Raw genomic sequence first — 17,994 nt, forward strand, 5'->3', positions numbered from 1 at the left:
ACTGGGCCTGCTCGTAGACCGGCTCGGCGCCGCGGCCCAGGCGGTTGGCCCCGACGATGCCGAAGTCGGCCGCCAGGCGCGCGGCAGCTCACCGACCGGTCCGCGGTGTTGAGTCCCGACGAGCGTCGCGAGGTCGAGCGGGCGCTGGCCGCCCTGCGCGACGGGCGCGGCATCCGGCTGTGGGTGGTCTACGTCAAGGACTTCGGCGGCCTCAAGCCGTTCCGCTGGGCCGAAGACACCATGCGCGCCAACGGTTTCGGTGAGACCGACGCCATCCTGGCCGTCGCCACCGAGGACCGGACGTTCTCGTTTCGGGTGCCCGGCGCGGCGATCAACGGCACCGGTATCGACGTGGAGACCATTCGCCGCGACGGGATCGGCCCCGCCGTCGCCCGGCGGGAATGGCCCCGGGCGGCGATCGCCGCCGCGCGGGGCCTCAACATGACGCCGGGCTAGCCCTCGGGCGCCAACAACACGTCGGCGTCGAAGCAGCTGTGATCCCCGGTGTGGCAGGCGCCGCCCACGACCGCGCCGAGTCCCACCAGCGCCACGGCGACCAGCACCGCCATCACGGTCGCGACGCCGCGCCGATTCCCGCGGCCGGCCGGCGCCCCCGTCGCCGTCGGCGAAACGTGTTGTGCGGCAATCACCTCGGTCGGTCCGACGGCGACGTCCGTGGCGCCCGGGCGGCCGGCCAGCGCGGTCGCGAAGTCCGCGCACGAGGCGTAGCGCTCCTGCGGGTCCTTGGCGAGGGCCCGGGCGATCGCGGGATCGCAGTCCGCCAGGTCGGGTCGGCGCTCGCTGAGCCGCGGCGGCGGCGCGGACAGGTGCTGGCCGATGACGACCGCGGGGTTCGAGTTCTGAAACGGTGCGGCGCCGGTCAACAGTTGGTACGCGGTGCAGCCCAGCGCGTACTGGTCGGCGCGGGCATCCAGATCGGCGCCGCGCAGCTGCTCGGGCGCGCAGTAGGCGGTGGTGCCCACCAGCATGTTGGTGGCGGTCAGTCCGCTGATCTCGCCGAGCTCGCGCGCGATGCCGAAGTCGGCCAGCAGGATCCGCCGGTGCGGGGTGCCGTCGCCCAGCAAGATGTTGGCGGGTTTGACGTCGCGGTGCAGCAGCCCCCGGGCGTGGGCGTAGTCGAGCGCGTCGGCGACCGCGGCAATGATCTGCAGGACATCGGCTTTCGGCATGCCGGACGGATAACGGGTCCGCAGCAGCTCGGCCGCGTCGATGCCCTCCACGTAGTCCATCGACAGCCACAGCTGCCCGTCGTATTCGCCCCGGTCGTGAATGCCGACGATGTGCTCGTGGTACAGGCCGGCGGCCAGGTCGGCCTCCCGGTTGAACCGCTGCCGGAACTCGTCGTTGCCGGTGAGGTCGCCGGGCAGCACCTTCAGGGCGTCGCGGCGGGGCAGCCGCGGGTGCTGCGCCAGATACACCTGGCCCATGCCGCCGGCCCCCAAATGCCGCACGATCGTGTAACCAGCAAACACCTGTCCCGCCGTCAGGCCTTCGCTCGTGGGCATGTGAGCATGCTACTGAGGCGTTCGCCACGCGGCGCCGAAGAGGCGCGCCTCCACCACATCGAAGAGAATGGCGGGCGATGTCGAAATGGGTGTCCTGGACCGTCGTCGTGCCCGTACTGGCCGTGATCGTGTTGGCGTCGATCTGGGGCCGCGACCTGGGGCCCGTTTTGGTCGCGGTGGCCGCGGTGTTTCTCATCGGTGCCGTGCTGGCCGCGGTCCAGCACGCGGAGGTGGTCGCCCACCGGATCGGGGAGCCGTTCGGGTCGTTGGTGCTGGCGGCAGCGGTGACGATCATCGAGGTGGCCCTCATCGTCGAGCTGATGGCCTCCGGCGGCAACGAGGCCGCGACATTGGCCCGCGACACCGCGTTCGCCGCGCTGATGATCACCACCAACGGGATCGCCGGGCTGTCGTTGCTGCTCGGCTCCCGGCGCTACGGCGTCACCCTGTTCAACGCCGAGGGCAGCGGCGCCGCGCTGGCCACGCTCACCACGCTGGCGACGTTGAGCCTGGTGCTGCCGTCGTTCACCACGAGCGAGCCGGGCCGGGAGTTCTCGCCCGGGCAACTGGCGTTCGCCGCGGTCGCGTCGTTGCTGCTGTATCTGCTGTTCGTGTTCACGCAGACGGTGCGGCACCGCGACTTCTTCCTGCCCGTCGCCCAGAAGGGGCAGAAGAAGCGGATCTTCGAGGACGAGAGCCACGCCGACCCGCCGAGCAGGGGGGCGGCGCTGGCCAGCCTCGGCCTGCTGCTCGCGGCGCTGGGGGCGGTCGTCGGCCTGGCCGAGGTGGAGGCGCCGGCCCTGGAGCGGGCGGTGACGGCCGTGGGATTCCCGCAGTCGTTCGTCGGGGTGGTGATCGCGGCGCTGGTGCTGCTGCCCGAGACCCTGGCGGCGGTGCGCGCCGCGCGGCAGGGCCGCATCCAGATCAGCCTGAACCTGGCCTACGGCTCCGCGCTGGCCAGCATCGGGCTGACGATCCCGACGATCGCGCTGGCGTCGGTGTGGCTGAAAGGTCCGCTGCTGCTGGGCCTGGGGCCGGTGCAGCTGGTCCTGCTGGCGTTGACGGTCGTGACCAGCATGCTCACCGTCGTTCCCGGGCGGGCCACCCGGCTGCAGGGGGAGGTGCACGTGGTGTTGCTGGCCGCCTACGTCTTCCTGGCGATCAGCCCGTGACGCGTCGGCGTCGCTAGGAGCGGCCGCGCAGCGCGGCCAGCGCCTTGTCGGCGTGGCTGTCCATGTTGAACTCGCTGGAGATCACGTCGAGGACCGTGCGGTCGGTGTCGATGACGAACGTCGTGCGCTTGACCGGCAGCAGCTTGCCCAGCAGGCCGCGCTTGACGCCGAACTGGGCGGCCACGGTGCCGTCGGCATCCGAGAGCAGCGGGTAGTCGAAGTTGCGCAGGTCGGCGAACTGGGCCTGCTTGTGCACCGGGTCGGCGCTGATGCCCACCCGGTTGGCCCCGACGGTGGCGAATTCGGCCGCCAGGTCGCGGAAGTGGCAGGCCTCTTTGGTGCACCCCGGTGTCATCGCCGCCGGGTAGAAGAACAGGACGACGGGTCCGTCCGCCAGCAGGTCGCTGAGCTTGCGCGGGGTTCCGGTCTGGTCGGGCAGTTCGAAGTCCGCCACGGTGTCGCCAGGTTTCATGGCGTGAGCGTAGCCCCGGGGCGATTGCCGTGGCGAGCAGCGCGGCGGCGTCACGCGCGCGAAGCCGGGTCCGGCGTCTGGGAAGATGGTTCGGTGCAAGCCCACCTCGCCGCGACGACCTCACGAGAGGATTTCCGCCAGCTGGCGGCCGAGCATCGGGTGGTCCCGGTGACCCGCAAGGTACTCGCGGACAGCGAGACGCCGTTGTCGGCCTACCGCAAACTGGCCGCCAACCGGCCGGGGACCTTCCTGCTGGAATCGGCCGAACACGGCCGGTCCTGGTCGCGGTGGTCGTTCATCGGCGCCGGGTCGCCCTCGGCGCTGACGGTGCGCGACGGCGCGGCGGTCTGGCTGGGTGCGGTGCCGCAGGACGCGCCGACCGGCGGCGACCCGCTGCACGCGCTGCGGGCGACACTGGAACTGCTCGCGACGGCCGTGTTGCCGGGGCTGCCGCCGCTGTCGGGCGGCATGGTCGGCTTCTTCGCCTACGACATGGTGCGCCGCCTCGAGCGCCTGCCCGAGCTGGCGGTCGACGACCTGCGGCTGCCCGACATGCTGGTGGTGCTGGCCACCGACCTCGCGGCGGTGGACCACCACGAGGGCACCATCACGCTCATCGCCAACGCCGTGAACTGGAACGGCACCGACGAACGGGTCGACGAGGCCTACGACGACGCGGTCGCCCGGCTCGACGTCATGACCGCGGCGCTGGGCCAGCCGCTGTCGTCGACGGTCGCGACGTTCGACCGGCCCGAGCCGCGGTATCGCGCGCAGCGCAGCGTCGAGGAGTACGGCAAGATCGTCGACTACCTCGTCGAGCAGATCGCCGCGGGCGAGGCCTTCCAGGTGGTGCCGTCGCAGCGCTTCGAGATGGACACCGACGTCGACCCGATCGACGTGTACCGGATGCTGCGGGTCACCAACCCCAGCCCGTACATGTACCTGTTCCACGTTCCGGACGCGCGGGGCGGCACCGACTTCTCGATCGTCGGCTCGAGTCCGGAGGCGTTGGTCACCGTCGCCGACGGCACCGCCACGACGCACCCGATCGCCGGTACCCGGTGGCGCGGCGAGACCGACGAGGAGGATCAGCTGCTGGAAAAGGAGTTGCTGGCCGACGAGAAGGAGCGCGCCGAGCACCTGATGCTGGTCGACCTCGGCCGCAACGACCTGGGCCGGGTCTGCGCGCCGGGCACCGTGCACGTCGAGGACTACAGCCACATCGAGCGCTACAGCCACGTCATGCACCTGGTGTCGACCGTGTCCGGAACGCTTGCCGAGGGCCGCACCGCCCTGGACGCGGTGACGGCGTGCTTCCCCGCGGGCACGCTGTCCGGCGCGCCGAAGGTGCGGGCCATGGAGCTCATCGAGGAGGTCGAGAAGACGCGCCGCGGCCTTTACGGCGGGGTGGTGGGCTACCTCGACTTCGCCGGCAACGCCGACTTCGCGATCGCCATCCGCACCGCGCTGATCCGCGCGGGCACCGCCTACGTACAGGCCGGGGGCGGGGTGGTCGCCGACTCCAACGGACCCTACGAGTACACCGAGGCGAGCAACAAGGCCCGCGCGGTGCTCAACGCGATCGCCGCCGCCGAGACGCTGACCGCCCCGGACGCGGGCCCCGATGACTGTTGACCCGAGCTCCCGGCGCCCCGGCCGGCGGCTGATCGGCAGCGCCCAGGTGCTGCTGGTCGTGGCCGCGGGCGCGCTGTGGGCGTCCGCCCGGCTGCCGTGGGTGGTGGTCCGGTCGTTCGACGGGCTGAGCCCGCCCAAAGAGGTGGCGCTGTCCGGTGGCGCCTGGTCGACGGCGTTGCTGCCGCTGGCCGTGCTGCTGCTGGCCGCGGCGGTCGCGGCGCTGGCCGTGCGCGGCTGGCCGTTGCGGGCCCTGGCGGCGCTGCTGGCGCTGGTCAGCCTGGCCGTCGGCTACCTGGGCGTCAGCCTGTGGGTGGTGCCCGACGTGGCGGTGCGCGGCGCCGAGCTGGCGCACGTCACGGTGATGTCGCTGGTGGGCAGCGAGCGGCGGCACTGGGGCGCCGGTGTCGCGGTGGCTGCCGCCGCGGGCGTCCTCATCGCCGCCGTGCTGCTCATGCGGGCGGCCGGGGATCGCGGGTCGGCGCGCGTGAGCGCGGAGCGGTACGCGGCGCCCGCGACGCGCCGTTCGATCGCGCGGCAGGACCCCACCGAGGCCGGGGCGGACGAGCCGGGGACGGCGGACTTGTCGGAGCGGATGATCTGGGACGCGCTTGACGAGGGCCGCGACCCGACGCGGGAGCCGACCGACCCGTCCCACCGGTCTGACACCGAGGGTCGGTGATGGGCCGCGAGCCGGGTGCCGCTACCCTTCATGGACGTCGTCGCGATCGGCTTGGGGACAAGTGGGCGGCCGTAGGGTGACGGTGGGAAGGGAAGCGACAAGCATGAGTCCGGCAACCGTGCTTGACTCCATCCTCGAAGGAGTCCGGGCCGACGTTGCCGCGCGCGAAGCGCTGATCAGCCTGTCCGAAATCAAAGCCGCCGCAGCCGCTGCGCCGCCACCGCTCGACGTGATGGCCGCCCTGCGCGAACCCGGAATCGGCGTCATCGCCGAGGTCAAGCGCGCCAGCCCGTCGGCGGGTTCCCTGGCCACCATTGCCGATCCGGCGAAGCTGGCCCGGGCCTACGAAGACGGCGGCGCCCGAATCATCAGCGTGCTCACCGAGGAACGGCGATTCCGCGGCTCGCTCGACGACCTCGACGCGGTGCGGGCCGCGGTGTCGATTCCCATCCTGCGCAAGGATTTTGTGGTGCAGCCCTATCAGATCCACGAGGCGCGAGCGCACGGTGCCGACATGCTGCTGCTGATCGTCGCCGCGCTGGACCAGTCGGCGTTGGTGTCGATGCTGGATCGCACCGAATCACTGGGCATGACGGCGCTGGTCGAGGTGCACACCGAGGCGGAGGCCGACCGGGCGCTCAAGGCCGGCGCCAGCGTGATCGGCGTCAACGCCCGCGATCTGGCCACCTTGGAGGTGGACCGGGATTGCTTCGCGCGCATCGCTCCCGGCCTGCCCAGCAAGGTGATCCGGATCGCCGAATCCGGCGTGCGCGGTACCGCGGACCTGTTGGCCTACGCCGGTGCGGGCGCCGACGCGGTGCTGGTCGGTGAGGGTCTGGTGAAAAGCGGTGACCCGCGCGCCGCCGTCGCCGACCTGGTCACCGCGGGCACCCACCCGTCCTGTCCGAAACCGGCTCGCTAATTGCTCGTCGACGTGCCCGGCGCTGAAACGTTGAACCCGATGAGCCCTCTGCGCGTGGAGCTTTGGTAATGGTCGACGCCTCCCTTCCGGGCCTTCCGCTGCCCAGCGCGGCCATCGCCGAACCGACTCGGCACGAACCGGACTCGGCCGGGCATTTCGGCGTCTACGGCGGCCGCTATGTCGCCGAGGCGCTGATGGCGGTCATCGAGGAGGTCACGGCCGCCTACGAGAAGGAACGGATCAACCCCGACTTCCTGGACCGGCTGGACCGCCTGCAAGCCAGCTACGCCGGCAGGCCGTCGCCGCTATACGAGGCGGCGCGCCTGTCCGAACACGCCGGCGGGGCGCGCATCTTCCTCAAGCGAGAAGACCTCAACCACACGGGATCTCACAAGATCAACAACGTGCTCGGTCAGGCGCTGCTGGCGCAGCGGATGGGCAAGCACCGGGTGATCGCCGAGACCGGCGCCGGTCAGCACGGGGTGGCGACGGCGACGGCGTGCGCCCTGCTCGGCCTCGAGTGCGTGATCTACATGGGGGCGGTGGACACCGCCCGGCAGGCGCTCAACGTGGCGCGGATGCGGCTTCTGGGGGCGCGGGTCGTGTCCGTCGAAAGTGGTTCGCGCACACTCAAAGACGCTATCAACGAGGCGTTCCGGGACTGGGTCACCAACGCCGACACCACCTACTACTGCTTCGGCACCGCGGCGGGCCCGCACCCGTTTCCTGCCATGGTGCGCGACTTCCAGCGCATCATCGGCCTCGAGGCGCGCGCCCAGATCCAGGCGCAGGCGGGCCGATTGCCCGACGCGGTCGTCGCCTGCATCGGCGGCGGTTCCAATGCGATCGGCATCTTCCACCCGTTCATCGACGACCCCGCGGTCCGGCTGGTCGGCTTCGAGGCGGCCGGCGACGGCGTCGAAACCGGACGGCACGCGGCCACCTTCACCGGCGGCTCGCCGGGGGCGTTCCAGGGGTCGTTCTCGTATCTGCTGCAGGACGAGGACGGGCAGACCATTGAATCCCATTCCATCTCAGCGGGATTGGACTATCCCGGCGTGGGTCCCGAGCATGCGTGGCTCAAGGACACCGGCCGCGCGGAATACCGGCCCGTCACCGACGTGCAGGCCATGGACGCCTTCGGCCTGCTGTGCCGCACCGAAGGAATCATCCCCGCCATCGAGTCCGCCCACGCCGTGGCCGGTGCCCTGCAACTGGGCGCCGAGTTGGGGCCCGGCGCGATCGTCGTGGTGAACCTGTCGGGCCGGGGCGACAAGGACGTCGCGACGGCCGCGCAGTGGTTCGGGCTGATGGAGTCCGATCAGCAATGACGCTCAAGCAAAGCGAGGCGAGCCGGCTCGAGTCGGTCTTTCAGTCGTGCCGTGCGGACGGCCGCGCGGCGCTGATCGGCTACCTGCCCACCGGCTACCCCGACGTCCGCTCTTCCGTCGACGGGATGGTCGCACTGGTCGAATCCGGTTGCGACATCGTCGAAGTCGGGGTGCCTTACTCGGATCCGGGGATGGACGGCCCAACCATCGCCAGGGCCACCGAAGCGGCGCTGCAGCGCGGTGTGCGCGTGCGCGACACGCTGGCCGCGGTCGAGGCCATCAGCTCCGCGGGCGGCAGCGCCGTGGTGATGACGTACTGGAATCCGGTGCTGCGCTACAGCGTCGACGCGTTCGCCCGCGACCTGGCGTCGGCCGGCGGCCACGGCCTGATCACCCCCGACCTGATACCCGAGGAAGCCGGCCAGTGGTTGGCGGCCGCGCAGGAGCATCGGTTGGACCGGATCTTTCTCGTGGCGCCGTCGTCGACGCCGGAGCGGTTGGCGTTGACGATCGAGGCGTCGCGGGGCTTCGTCTACGCGGCGTCGACGATGGGCGTAACGGGAGCCCGCGACGCGGTGTCGAACGCCGCGCCCGAGCTGGTGCGCCGGGTGAAGGCCGTGTCCGACCTGCCCGTCGGTGTCGGGCTGGGGGTGCGGTCGCGCGAGCAAGCCGCAGAGATCGGCCGCTACGCCGACGGCGTGATCGTGGGTTCGGCGCTGGTGTCGGCGTTGGGTGACGGGGGGCTACCGGCTTTGCGCGCACTGACTGAGGAACTCGCCGCCGGTGTTCGGGCGGGCGCCTCGTGACCACGCTGCTCGCCTACTTCCCGAGCCCGCCGCAAGGTGTGTGGCACCTCGGCCCGCTGCCGATCCGCGCCTACGCGCTGTTCATCATCGCCGGCATCGTGGCCGCGTTGCTCATCGGCGACCGGCGCTGGGAGGCCCGCGGCGGGCAGCGCGGCGTCATCTACGACATCGCGCTGTGGACGGTGCCGTTCGGGCTGCTCGGCGGCCGGCTCTATCACCTGGCCACCGACTGGCGCACGTATTGGGGCCCCGGCGGCGCGGGATTCGGTGCGGCCGTGCGGATTTGGGACGGCGGCCTGGGCATTTGGGGCGCGGTCGCCCTCGGGGGGGTGGGCGCCTGGATCGGCTGCCGGCGCCGCGGCATTCCGCTGCCGGCGTTCGGCGACGCGATCGCCCCCGGCATCATCCTGGCCCAGGCCATCGGCCGCCTCGGCAACTACTTCAACCAGGAGCTCTACGGCCGGGAGACCACCGTGCCGTGGGGCCTGGAGATCTTCTACCGGCGCGACCCCTCCGGGTACATCGACCCGCACTCGCTGGACGGCGTCTCGACGGGCCAGGTGGCCCTCGTCGTGCAGCCGACGTTCCTCTACGAACTGATCTGGAACCTGGTGGTCTTCGTCGCGCTGCTCTACATCGACCGGCGGTTCACCTTGGGTCACGGTCGCCTGTTCGCCGTGTACGTGGCGGGCTACTGCGTGGGCCGGTTCGTCGTCGAGCTGCTGCGCGACGACACGGCAACGCACATCGCGGGCATCAGGATCAACTCGTTCACCTCGACGTTCGTCTTCATCGGCGCCGTGGTGTACCTCATGGTGGCGCCCAAGGGTCGTGAGGATCCCGAGACGCTGCGCGGCATCGACGACGCCGAGGCACCGGCGGAGCCGGCGACGGTGGCGCTGGCCGGCGAGCAGGGCGGCGCGACGGCCGAGACCACCGCGCTCGGCGGTGCGGGGACGGACGCCCCGGCGGCCGAGACCCCGGATGGCGAGGAGACCCCGGAAGGCGCGGAGACCGCGGTGGCGCCGGTGGCGGCCGAGGCGGAACCGACGGCGACCGACGCCGCGGAGCCGGACGCCGAGCCCGAGACGGCGCGGGCGCCGGAGGCCGAGGCCGAGGCCGTGGAAACCACGGCGGCCGAGGCGGTGCAGGCGCCGCAGGGGGAGCCCGAGATCGCGGACACCGCCGTGGCGCCGGTGGCGGCCGAGCCCGACGCCGTGGAGCCCGACGCCGTGGAGCCCGAGATCGAGGCGGCCCAGGCGCGCGACGAAGAACCCGCGGCCGAGGAGGCGTCGGCCGCGAAACCGACCGCCGACGAGCCCGCCCCGTTGCCCGACGAGCCCGCAACCGACGAATCGGACGCGGCGGGGGAGCGCAACCCCCGCAGGGGCTGGCGGCTGCGTGGCAGGAAGCAGCGGCCGTAGCGCGCCTTCTGGCAAGCTGACATCGTGTTCGACAGCCATGAGATCGCCCCCTCCGGGCACCCGCACGCCCACCGGCGGCACCGCGGTTACGTCGCGGCCGGCACGACGGTCGCCCTGGGCGGCGCCCTCGGCTACATCGGGCTGGTCGACCCGCACGACACCCGCTCGGTGTATCCGCAGTGTCCCTTCAAGTGGCTGACCGGCTGGGACTGCCCGTTCTGCGGCGGCCTGCGCATGACCTACGACCTGCTGCACGGGCATCTGATGGCCAGCGTGGCCGACAACGTCTTCGCGCTGATTGTCATCCCGCTGTTGGCCGGCTGGGTGGTCGCCCGACGCGGCCGCGGCAAGCCGGCCCTGTCCGCTCCGGCGCTGGTGGCGGCGGTGATCGCGACGGCCGCGTGGACGGTGCTGCGGAATCTGCCCGGCTTTCCGTTGGTTCCGACAATTTCCGGCGGGTAATCGTTCACCGCGCGGCAGCCGATAAGGCGGGCCGCGGTGGCCCGGCGCGACTATGCTGGGTCGGCGTGAGTAGACGCGGAAAGATCGTCTGCACCCTTGGCCCTGCGACGAATTCGGACGAGTTCATCTTGGCGCTGGTCCAGGCGGGAATGGATGTCGCGCGGTTGAATTTCAGCCACGGCGACTACGCGGATCACAAAGCCGCCTACGAACGCGTCCGGTCGGCCTCGGACGCCACCGGCCGCGCGGTCGGCGTGCTCGCCGACCTCCAGGGCCCCAAGATCCGGCTTGGGCGCTTCGCGACCGGCTCCACCTTCTGGGCCGACGGCGAGACCGTCCGCATCACGGTCGCCGACTGCGAGGGCACCCACGACCGGGTGTCCACGACCTACAAGAAGCTGGCGCGCGACGCCGCCGTCGGCGACCGGGTGTTGGTCGACGACGGCAAGGTCGGCCTGGTCGTCGAGGGCATCGACGGCGACGACGTCGTCTGCACCGTCGTCGAGGGCGGCCCGGTGAGCAACAACAAGGGCATCTCGCTGCCCGGCATGAACGTGTCCGCCCCGGCCCTGTCGGAGAAGGACATCGACGACCTCACCTTCGCGCTCGACCTGGGCGTCGACCTGGTCGCCCTGTCCTTCGTGCGGTCGCCGTCCGACGTCGAGCTGGTGCACGAAATCATGGATCGGATCGGGCGCCGGGTGCCGGTGATCGCCAAGCTCGAGAAGCCGGAGGCCGTGGACAACCTCGAGGCGATCGTCCTGGCCTTCGACGCGATCATGGTCGCCCGCGGTGACCTCGGCGTCGAGCTGCCCCTCGAAGAGGTGCCGTTGGTGCAGAAGCGGGCCATCCAGATGGCCCGGGAGAACGCCAAACCGGTGATCGTGGCGACGCAGATGCTCGACTCGATGATCGAGAACTCGCGACCCACCCGCGCCGAGGCCTCCGACGTCGCCAACGCCGTGCTCGACGGCGCCGACGCCGTGATGCTCTCGGGCGAGACATCGGTGGGCAAGTACCCGCTGGCGGCAGTGCGGACCATGTCGCGGATCATCTGCGCGGTCGAGGACAACTCCACGGCCGCCCCGCCGCTGACGCACGTGCCGCGCACCAAGCGTGGGGTGATCTCCTACGCCGCCCGCGACATCGGCGAGCGGCTCGACGCCAAGGCGCTGGTGGCGTTCACCCAATCCGGTGACACCGTCAAACGGCTGGCCCGCCTGCACACCCCGCTGCCGCTGCTGGCGTTCACCGCCTGGCCGGAGGTGCGCAGCCAGCTCGCGATGACGTGGGGCACCGAGACGTTCATCGTCCCGATGATGGACTCCACCGACGAGATGATCCGCCAGGCGGACAAGTCGCTGATGGACCTCGGCCGGTACAAGCGCGGTGACCTGGTGGTGATCGTCGCCGGCGCGCCACCTGGCACAGTGGGGTCCACCAACCTGATCCACGTGCACCGGATCGGGGAGGACGACCTCTAGAGATCAAGGAGCGCCCGTGCCGGCCGGCGAGCAAAAACACGAAGCCGCGACAGACCACCCCGACTTCGACGAACTGCTGGCCATCCTTGAGCTCGACCGAGTCGCCGACGACGTCTTCGTCGGCACGCATCCCAGCAAGAATCCGATGCGGACGTTCGGCGGCCAGCTCATGGCCCAGTCGTTCGTCGCGAGCAGCCGCACCCTGATCCGCAACACCCTGCCGCCCAGCGCGCTGTCGATCCACTTCGTCAACGGTGGCGACATCACCGCCGACATTGAGTACCGGGTCACCCGGTTGCGCGACGAACGGCGCTTCGCCAATCGACGCGTCGACGCGCTGCAGGACGGCACGCTGTTGTCGTCGGCGCTGATCTCCTACATGGCCGGCGGCCAGGGCCTCGAGCACGGCGTCGAGCCGCCGCCGGTGGGTGAACCGCACGCGCAGCCCACCATCGGCGAATTGTTGCGCGGCTACGAGGAGACCGTCCCGCATTTCGTCAATGCGCTGCAGCCGATCGAGTGGCGCTACACCAACGACCCGGCGTGGGTGATGCGGCAGAAAGGAGACCGGTTGCCGCACAACCGGGTGTGGATGAAGGCCCTCGGCCCGATGCCCGACGACCCCGTCCTGCACACGGCGGCGCTGGTGTATTCGTCGGACACCACGGTCCTGGACTCGGTGATCACCACCCACGGCCTGTCGTGGGGGTTCGATCGCATCTTCGCGGCCTCGGCCAATCATTCGGTGTGGTTTCACCGCGCGGTCGACTTCGACGACTGGGTGCTGTACTCGACAACGTCGCCGGTGGCGGCGGACTCGCGCGGACTGGGCACCGGGCACTTCTTCGACCGTTCCGGCGACCTGCTCGCCACGGTGGTCCAGGAGGGCGTGCTGAAATATTTCCCGCCCTCTGCGCGCTGATCGGGCGCACTTCGCGGGTCCGATTCCGGCCGCCGGGTGCATAATTGGCGTAGGTCGCCGTCAGCCGGGTATGCGGTGCGCGGGTGGGCACGAGAGCGTCCACCTGACGCCGGCGTACTGGGAGGTCAGTGTGAGCGCGCCATCGACGAAGTCCACGACCAAACCCCCCGCGGCCGAACGCGTTGTCGTATCGGTCGATTCGCCGGCCGCGCGACTGGCCGGCGCCCTGGCGTTGTTGGGGGCCGCCTGCTGGCTTCTGCACGTCGTCGCGCGTCATCACGCCCAGCCGCAATGGCGTGACGCCGACCGGCTGGCCTGGTCGGCGACGGTCCTGATCGCCGTGGTGTTCATCGCCCGCGGCATCTTCTTGAACCGCCCCGTGACGGCGCTACATGCCTGCGGCGCAGCACTATTGGTGATCGCCGGCCTCGGGTTGCACGTCCTGTCCTTTGATCGACTGGGTGACGTCGCGATCGCCGCCTCGGGCCTGGCGTTGATGTGGCCGACGGCCTCGCGTGCCACCCCCGGCGACCTGCCCCGGGTGTGGCGGCTGGTCGACGCCACCCGCGGTGATCCGTTGGCGCCGTTCGCCATGCAGACCGGCAAGAGCTATCGGTTCAGCCGCGACGGCCGGGCAGCCCTGGCCTACCGGACGCGGTGGGGTTTCGCCGTGGTCAGCGGTGACCCGATCGGCGACGAGACCCAATTCGCCTCCCTGGTCGACGACTTCGCCGCCCACTGCCACGCCCACGGTTGGCGCATCGCGGTGGTGGGCTGCAGCGAAGGCCGGCTGCCGCTGTGGACGGCGCTGCGACAACCGTTGCGGCCCGTCCCGATCGGCCGCGACGTCGTCGTCGACGTCGCCACCTTCGACATGGTCGGCCGGAAATTCCGCAATCTGCGCCAGGCGGTACAGCGCACCCACAACTGCGGCATCACCACCGAGATCGTCGCGGAGCAGGAACTGCGCGAGCCGCAACTGGCCGAATTGGTCGACGTGGTAAGGGATTCGACGAAGGGTGCCCACGCCGACCGGGGGTTTCACATGAACCTCGATGGGGTGCTGGAGGGCCGATTCCCGGGCGTCCGGCTGATTCTCGCCCGCGACGCCGCCGGCACCGTCCAGGCGTTTCACCGCTTCGCCACGGCCGGGCACGGCGCCGACGTCACCCTCGACGTCCCGTGGCGACGCCGCCACGCCCCGAACGGACTCGACGAGCGGCTCACCGTCGACATGATCATGGCCGGCAAAGAGTCCGGCGCGCAACGGGTTTCGCTGGCGTTCGCCGCATTCCCGGAGATCTTCGACCGCTCCGACGGCGGCTTGACGCACCGCGTCGTGTACGCGCTGACCCATCTGCTGGATCCGCTGATCGCGCTGGAGTCGTTGTACCGGTACGTGCGCAAGTTCCACGCGCTCGCCGGCCGCCGCTACGTGCTGATCACGTGGACCCAGATCGTCCCGTTGCTGTTCGTGCTGCTGTCGCTGGAGTTTCTGCCCCGACGCCGACGTCTGTGACGGCGACGCCCCGGCGTCAGGGCCGCGATGCCGCGATCGCGGCCTTCATCGCACCGCGCGGCGGGTCGGCGCCGAGCGCCCCGGTTTCCGCGGCGTGTTGGCGGCGGTGCCGGTTGGTCGCCCGGCTGTTCAGCCAGCACGCCAGCCCGCCCGCGACCAGGCCGATCGCGACGCCGACGTCGGGCCGCTGGCCCAGCATCAGCCACGACAACACGGCGGCGACGGCCGGGATGACGGCGAAGAGCATGGCCACGGCGGCCGCGCCGTGAGCGTTGATGGCGCGCACGTAGAGGCTGACGGCCAGCGTCGCGTTGAGCAACACCATGGCCGCGATCGCGATCACGGCTTGCGTGCGATGGTGCACGGTCAGCGGCGTGAACGCCGCGAGCGCCACGGCCGGGATCAGCGCGACGGCGTTCTGCAGCGCGCTCATCGCGCGAAAGTCCACCCCGGTGCAGAACCGTTGCTGGTAGATGCCGCCCGCCGACACACCCAGGAGCGCGACCAGCAGCAGCGCGATGACGGGGTCCACGCCGTGGGTGCTCATCAGCCGCTTGGCGCATGCGGCGAGCACCGCGAACACGCCCAGCGCCAGCGCCGCAATCCGCTGCGCCCCCAACGGTTCCCGCAGGAAGATCGTGGCCAGGATCGCGGTGATCACCGGGTTCATCGCCACGGCCACGGCGCACAGCACGGCGGGGGAGCCCAGTTGCAGCGCCTCGTACAGGCAGCAGAACTGCACGGCCTGAATCAACAGGCCCGTCACGACGACGTGGCCGAACTGGGCGCCGCGCGGCCACGGGACCCTGGCCACGACGGTCCAGGTGGTCAGGATCGCCGCCGCCAGGCTGAACCGCAGCACCAGGGCGTGCATCGGCGTCATCGCGGCCACCGCCAACGCGCCGATCGGGTAGCCGACCGCGTAGGACAGCGTGATCGCCGTGGCGGTGCTCAGGGGCATGCGCGGCAAGTGCATGGTGCCCATGGTCGCGGGAAACGCTGCCCGAGTCCAACGATTATTGGCGATCGCAACCGATCAGCATTGCTTATCGGGACCGCGGTACGGTTCCGGCAATTCGCGACTTTTGCCCGTTGATTGATCACTTTCGCTGATCAGACTATGGTGCGGGGGTGGCTCAAGTTCTGGACATCGCCCCGCTGCGCAGCCTCGTCGCGGTGGCCGACTGTGGTGGATTTCACCGCGCCGCCGCCGCGCTGCACCTGAGCCAGTCGGCGGTCAGCCAGCACCTGCGCAGGATCGAGACCGTCGTGGGTCAGACCGTGGTCGAGCGCTCCGGTCGCGGGGTGATCTTCACCGAGGTCGGCCAAAAGGTGTTGCGGCACGCCCGGGTGATCCTCGCCGCCCACGATGCGGCGCTCGACGACCTGGGCGCGACCGAACACACACTGCTGACCATCGGTGCCACGGAGCATGGGGCGGACGTGATGCTGGCCGGCCTGACCGGGGTGCTGCGCGAACGGCTGCCCGACCGGCGGGTGCGTTTCAAGCTCGACCGCAACGTGTCGTTGGCCGAGTCGATCGACCGCGGGCTCGTCGACCTGGCGATCATGCTCGACGGCGCCGGGCTGGACCGCGCTAACGCCTCGGGATCGGTTCGGCTGCAATGGGTCTCATCGCGCAGCTTTGCCGCATCGACTCGCGACCCGTTGCCGCTGGTGATTTATTCGGAGCCCTGCACGCTGCGCGAACCTGCCTTCGCGATCTTGGAGAAACGCCGCATTGCCTACGAGATCGCCGCCGAGTGCGGTGACCTGTCCGGCTTGTGCGCGGCGGTGCGTTCCGGGCTGGGGGTGGCGCTGCTGCCGATGATCGGGAAGCTGCCCGACGGGTTGTGCCCCGCCGAGGGACTGCCGGCGGCCAACTACGCCTCGATCCTGGTGCGCGGGCGCGCCGGCATCGACCCCGAGGTGCTGCGCACCGTCGACGCCGCGGTGCGCGACGTGCTGGCCACCGACGACTGACGGGGCTCAGCCGGCCGGTGCGGCCGCGTCGATGCGCCACTCGCGGCAGTCGACGCCGCCGGGCAGCTGGTGGGTGGCCACCACGACCGTACGGTCCGCGCCGAGCAGCGCCGACCCGGGGCTCAGCAGGTCGAGGAGCACGCGCTGCGCGTCCACCGCGTCGAGGTGCTCGGTGGGCTCGTCCAGCAACAGGATCCCCGCCCGGCAGAGCACCGCGCGCGCCAGCAGCAGCCGGCGCCGCTGCCCGGCCGAGAGGGCTTGTGCGCCGCCGGTCAACACCGTCGACAAGCCGTCGGGCAGGCCCGCGACCCAGTCGCCCAACCCGACGGCGCGCAGCGCGGCGGACAGCTCGTCGTCCCCGCAGTCGCCGCGGGCGACCAGCAGGTTGTCCCGCACGGTGGTGGCGAACACGTGGGCGTCCTCGGCGAAAAAGCAGACCGCACTGCGCAGGTCGGCCTCGCGCCACCGGTCGACATCGATGCCGTCGAGCGCCACGCGGCCGTCCAGCGCGGGCAACAAACCGGCCAACGTCATCAACAGCGTCGTCTTGCCGGACCCGCTGGAGCCCGTCACGGCCAGCCGGGCGCCGGGTGGCAGGTCGAGCGTCACGCGGGCCGAACGGCCAGCGCCCGGGTGGCCGGACACGACGTCGGCGCACAACCGAGCCGTGCGCGCGGGCGCCGGCGCGGCCTCGGCCGGGGGCTCGGGTCCCGGCTCGGGTGGGGCGAGGTCGCGCAGCCGGCGGGCGGCGACGCGCGAACGCGTCAACTGGACAGCGGCGGCCGGCAGCGGCGTCATGGCCTCGAACGCGGACAGCGGCAGCAACATGAGAACGGCCAGCGTGGTGGGCGCGACGGTATGGCCCAGCCCGATCGCCGCCACGACCGCGCCCAGCACGCTGATCCCGATCGCCGCGGTGGGCACGGCCTCGGACACGGCCACCGGCCGGGCGGCCGCATCCAGGGCGGCACCCCAAGCGCGCTGGCGGCGCCGCGACTCGGCGATGACCCCCGCGAGGCGCCCGGCGACCCGCAGCTCGGGCGCGTGCTCGAGCGCGAGCAGAGCGGCCGCGTCGCGCTCCGAAAGGTGTTCGCGCGCAAGGGCTTCCTGCGAGGCCGCCGCCCGGCCCGCCAGCGCCGGCCCCACGACGCCGGACGACGCCAGGCAGGCCGCCAGCACCAGCGCCGCGGGCACCGAGACGACCGCGACCACCGCTACCGCCGCCACGGCGAGCACCACCGCGACACCCATCGGCACGATCGCGCGCACCAGCACGTTGGCCAGTTCGTCGACGTCGACGCCCACCCGCGCCACCAGCTGACCGCTGGACAGCCGCACCGCCGCCGCGGCCGGGCCGCGCGCCAGGCGGCGATAGATCCGTTCCCGGGCGGTGCCGGCCGCCCGCAGGGCGGTGTCGTGCGACGCCAACCGCTCGCAGTAGTGCGAAACGGCGCGCGAGATGGCGAACGTGCGCACCGCGACCGCCGCGATCGACAGGTCCAGCACGGGTGGCATCTGCCACGCCCGGGTGATCAGCCACGCCGCGACCGCCGCCAGGGCCAGCGCGCTGCCCAGCGACAACACCCCCAGCGCGACGGCGACCACGACGCGTCCCAGCCGCGGACGCAGCAGGTCGATGACGGCGGCGCCCACGGCG

At 71.4% G+C, this 17,994-nt stretch carries 16 protein-coding genes and 1 pseudogene; 13 read left to right on the forward strand and 4 right to left on the reverse strand.

What is annotated here, in order from left to right:
* Nucleotides 1-456: TPM domain-containing protein (locus A5714_RS15175; protein WP_197513725.1), on the forward strand; the 456-nt coding region annotated here is incomplete at its 5' end.
* Between the two features lie 68 nt (nt 457-524).
* Here A5714_RS15175 and A5714_RS15180 read toward each other — a convergent pair.
* Nucleotides 525-1,526 (reverse strand): annotated as a pseudogene (locus tag A5714_RS15180) (serine/threonine-protein kinase); the annotation flags it as partial.
* 77 nt (nt 1,527-1,603) lie between these two features.
* On the opposite strand from A5714_RS15180, the gene A5714_RS15185 reads away from it, so the two are divergent.
* Entirely contained in the window at nt 1,604-2,698 is a 1,095-nt protein-coding gene (locus A5714_RS15185; protein ID WP_068066951.1) for a calcium:proton antiporter, read from the forward strand.
* A gap of 13 nt (nt 2,699-2,711) precedes the next feature.
* Here the strand turns inward: A5714_RS15185 and A5714_RS15190 are convergent, their stop codons facing one another.
* Entirely contained in the window at nt 2,712-3,170 is a 459-nt protein-coding gene (locus tag A5714_RS15190; RefSeq protein WP_068066949.1) for a peroxiredoxin, read from the reverse strand.
* A 93-nt stretch (nt 3,171-3,263) separates the two neighbouring features.
* Between A5714_RS15190 and A5714_RS15195 the strand changes: the two genes are divergently transcribed.
* The 10 genes from A5714_RS15195 to A5714_RS15240 all read left to right on the forward strand — a co-directional run bounded on the left by A5714_RS15195 (nt 3,264) and on the right by A5714_RS15240 (nt 14,354).
* Entirely contained in the window at nt 3,264-4,805 is a 1,542-nt protein-coding gene (locus tag A5714_RS15195) for an anthranilate synthase component I (RefSeq protein ID WP_068066946.1), read from the forward strand.
* A complete protein-coding gene (locus A5714_RS15200; RefSeq protein WP_068286325.1) occupies nt 4,795-5,484 on the forward strand; it encodes a TIGR02234 family membrane protein in 690 nt (229 codons plus the stop codon). The genes A5714_RS15195 and A5714_RS15200 overlap by 11 nt, the downstream gene beginning before the upstream one ends.
* Nucleotides 5,485-5,587: 103 nt before the next feature.
* Nucleotides 5,588-6,406 (forward strand): indole-3-glycerol phosphate synthase TrpC, encoded by an 819-nt coding sequence (gene trpC, locus A5714_RS15205; RefSeq protein WP_068066128.1) that lies wholly within the window; start codon nt 5,588-5,590, stop codon nt 6,404-6,406.
* A 68-nt stretch (nt 6,407-6,474) separates the two neighbouring features.
* The gene (trpB, locus tag A5714_RS15210) at nt 6,475-7,737 is read left to right on the forward strand and encodes a tryptophan synthase subunit beta (protein WP_068286328.1); all 1,263 of its coding nucleotides are present in this window, start codon (nt 6,475-6,477) and stop codon (nt 7,735-7,737) included.
* Complete coding sequence (trpA, locus tag A5714_RS15215) at nt 7,734-8,543, forward strand: tryptophan synthase subunit alpha (RefSeq protein WP_068286331.1); 810 nt, start codon at nt 7,734-7,736, stop codon at nt 8,541-8,543. The genes trpB and trpA overlap by 4 nt, the downstream gene beginning before the upstream one ends.
* Entirely contained in the window at nt 8,540-9,967 is a 1,428-nt protein-coding gene (locus A5714_RS15220) for a prolipoprotein diacylglyceryl transferase (protein WP_082959760.1), read from the forward strand. Before trpA ends, A5714_RS15220 begins: the two co-directional genes overlap by 4 nt.
* A 24-nt stretch (nt 9,968-9,991) precedes the next feature.
* A complete protein-coding gene (locus A5714_RS15225; RefSeq protein WP_068286334.1) occupies nt 9,992-10,429 on the forward strand; it encodes a DUF2752 domain-containing protein in 438 nt (145 codons plus the stop codon).
* A 65-nt stretch (nt 10,430-10,494) separates the two neighbouring features.
* The gene (pyk, locus tag A5714_RS15230; RefSeq protein WP_068066113.1) at nt 10,495-11,913 is read left to right on the forward strand and encodes a pyruvate kinase; all 1,419 of its coding nucleotides are present in this window, start codon (nt 10,495-10,497) and stop codon (nt 11,911-11,913) included.
* A gap of 16 nt (nt 11,914-11,929) precedes the next feature.
* Complete coding sequence (locus A5714_RS15235) at nt 11,930-12,835, forward strand: acyl-CoA thioesterase II (RefSeq protein WP_068066111.1); 906 nt, start codon at nt 11,930-11,932, stop codon at nt 12,833-12,835.
* A 70-nt stretch (nt 12,836-12,905) separates the two neighbouring features.
* Nucleotides 12,906-14,354, forward strand: a complete 1,449-nt coding sequence (locus A5714_RS15240) for a phosphatidylglycerol lysyltransferase domain-containing protein (protein WP_082959761.1) — start codon at nt 12,906-12,908, stop codon at nt 14,352-14,354.
* Between the two features lie 16 nt (nt 14,355-14,370).
* Here the strand turns inward: A5714_RS15240 and A5714_RS15245 are convergent, their stop codons facing one another.
* Nucleotides 14,371-15,315, reverse strand: a complete 945-nt coding sequence (locus A5714_RS15245) for a DMT family transporter (RefSeq protein ID WP_082959763.1) — start codon at nt 15,313-15,315, stop codon at nt 14,371-14,373.
* A gap of 170 nt (nt 15,316-15,485) precedes the next feature.
* On the opposite strand from A5714_RS15245, the gene A5714_RS15250 reads away from it, so the two are divergent.
* Nucleotides 15,486-16,337: a LysR family transcriptional regulator gene (locus A5714_RS15250; protein WP_068066104.1), complete on the forward strand. Its 852-nt coding sequence runs from the start codon at nt 15,486-15,488 to the stop codon at nt 16,335-16,337.
* A 6-nt stretch (nt 16,338-16,343) separates the two neighbouring features.
* Here the strand turns inward: A5714_RS15250 and cydC are convergent, their stop codons facing one another.
* Entirely contained in the window at nt 16,344-17,990 is a 1,647-nt protein-coding gene (gene cydC / locus A5714_RS15255) for a thiol reductant ABC exporter subunit CydC (RefSeq protein ID WP_068286365.1), read from the reverse strand.
* Nucleotides 17,991-17,994 lie beyond the last annotated feature (4 nt).

The sequence above is a fragment of the Mycobacterium sp. E2462 genome, assembly GCF_001672685.1.
In the GTDB taxonomy this organism is placed as follows: Bacteria; Actinomycetota; Actinomycetes; order Mycobacteriales; family Mycobacteriaceae; genus Mycobacterium.

What these genes read in the sequence shown, in the direction of transcription:
- trpC (WP_068066128.1), top strand. Translation starts at nt 5,588, where the DNA reads ATGAGTCCGGCAACCGTGCTTGACTCCATCCTCGAAGGAGTCCGGGCC.
- A5714_RS15190 (WP_068066949.1), bottom strand. Translation starts at nt 3,170, where the DNA reads ATGAAACCTGGCGACACCGTGGCGGACTTCGAACTGCCCGACCAGACC.
- trpA (WP_068286331.1), top strand. Translation starts at nt 7,734, where the DNA reads ATGACGCTCAAGCAAAGCGAGGCGAGCCGGCTCGAGTCGGTCTTTCAG.
- A5714_RS15240 (WP_082959761.1), top strand. Translation starts at nt 12,906, where the DNA reads ATGCGGTGCGCGGGTGGGCACGAGAGCGTCCACCTGACGCCGGCGTAC.
- A5714_RS15185 (WP_068066951.1), top strand. Translation starts at nt 1,604, where the DNA reads ATGTCGAAATGGGTGTCCTGGACCGTCGTCGTGCCCGTACTGGCCGTG.
- trpB (WP_068286328.1), top strand. Translation starts at nt 6,475, where the DNA reads ATGGTCGACGCCTCCCTTCCGGGCCTTCCGCTGCCCAGCGCGGCCATC.
- A5714_RS15245 (WP_082959763.1), bottom strand. Translation starts at nt 15,315, where the DNA reads ATGCCCCTGAGCACCGCCACGGCGATCACGCTGTCCTACGCGGTCGGC.
- A5714_RS15200 (WP_068286325.1), top strand. Translation starts at nt 4,795, where the DNA reads ATGACTGTTGACCCGAGCTCCCGGCGCCCCGGCCGGCGGCTGATCGGC.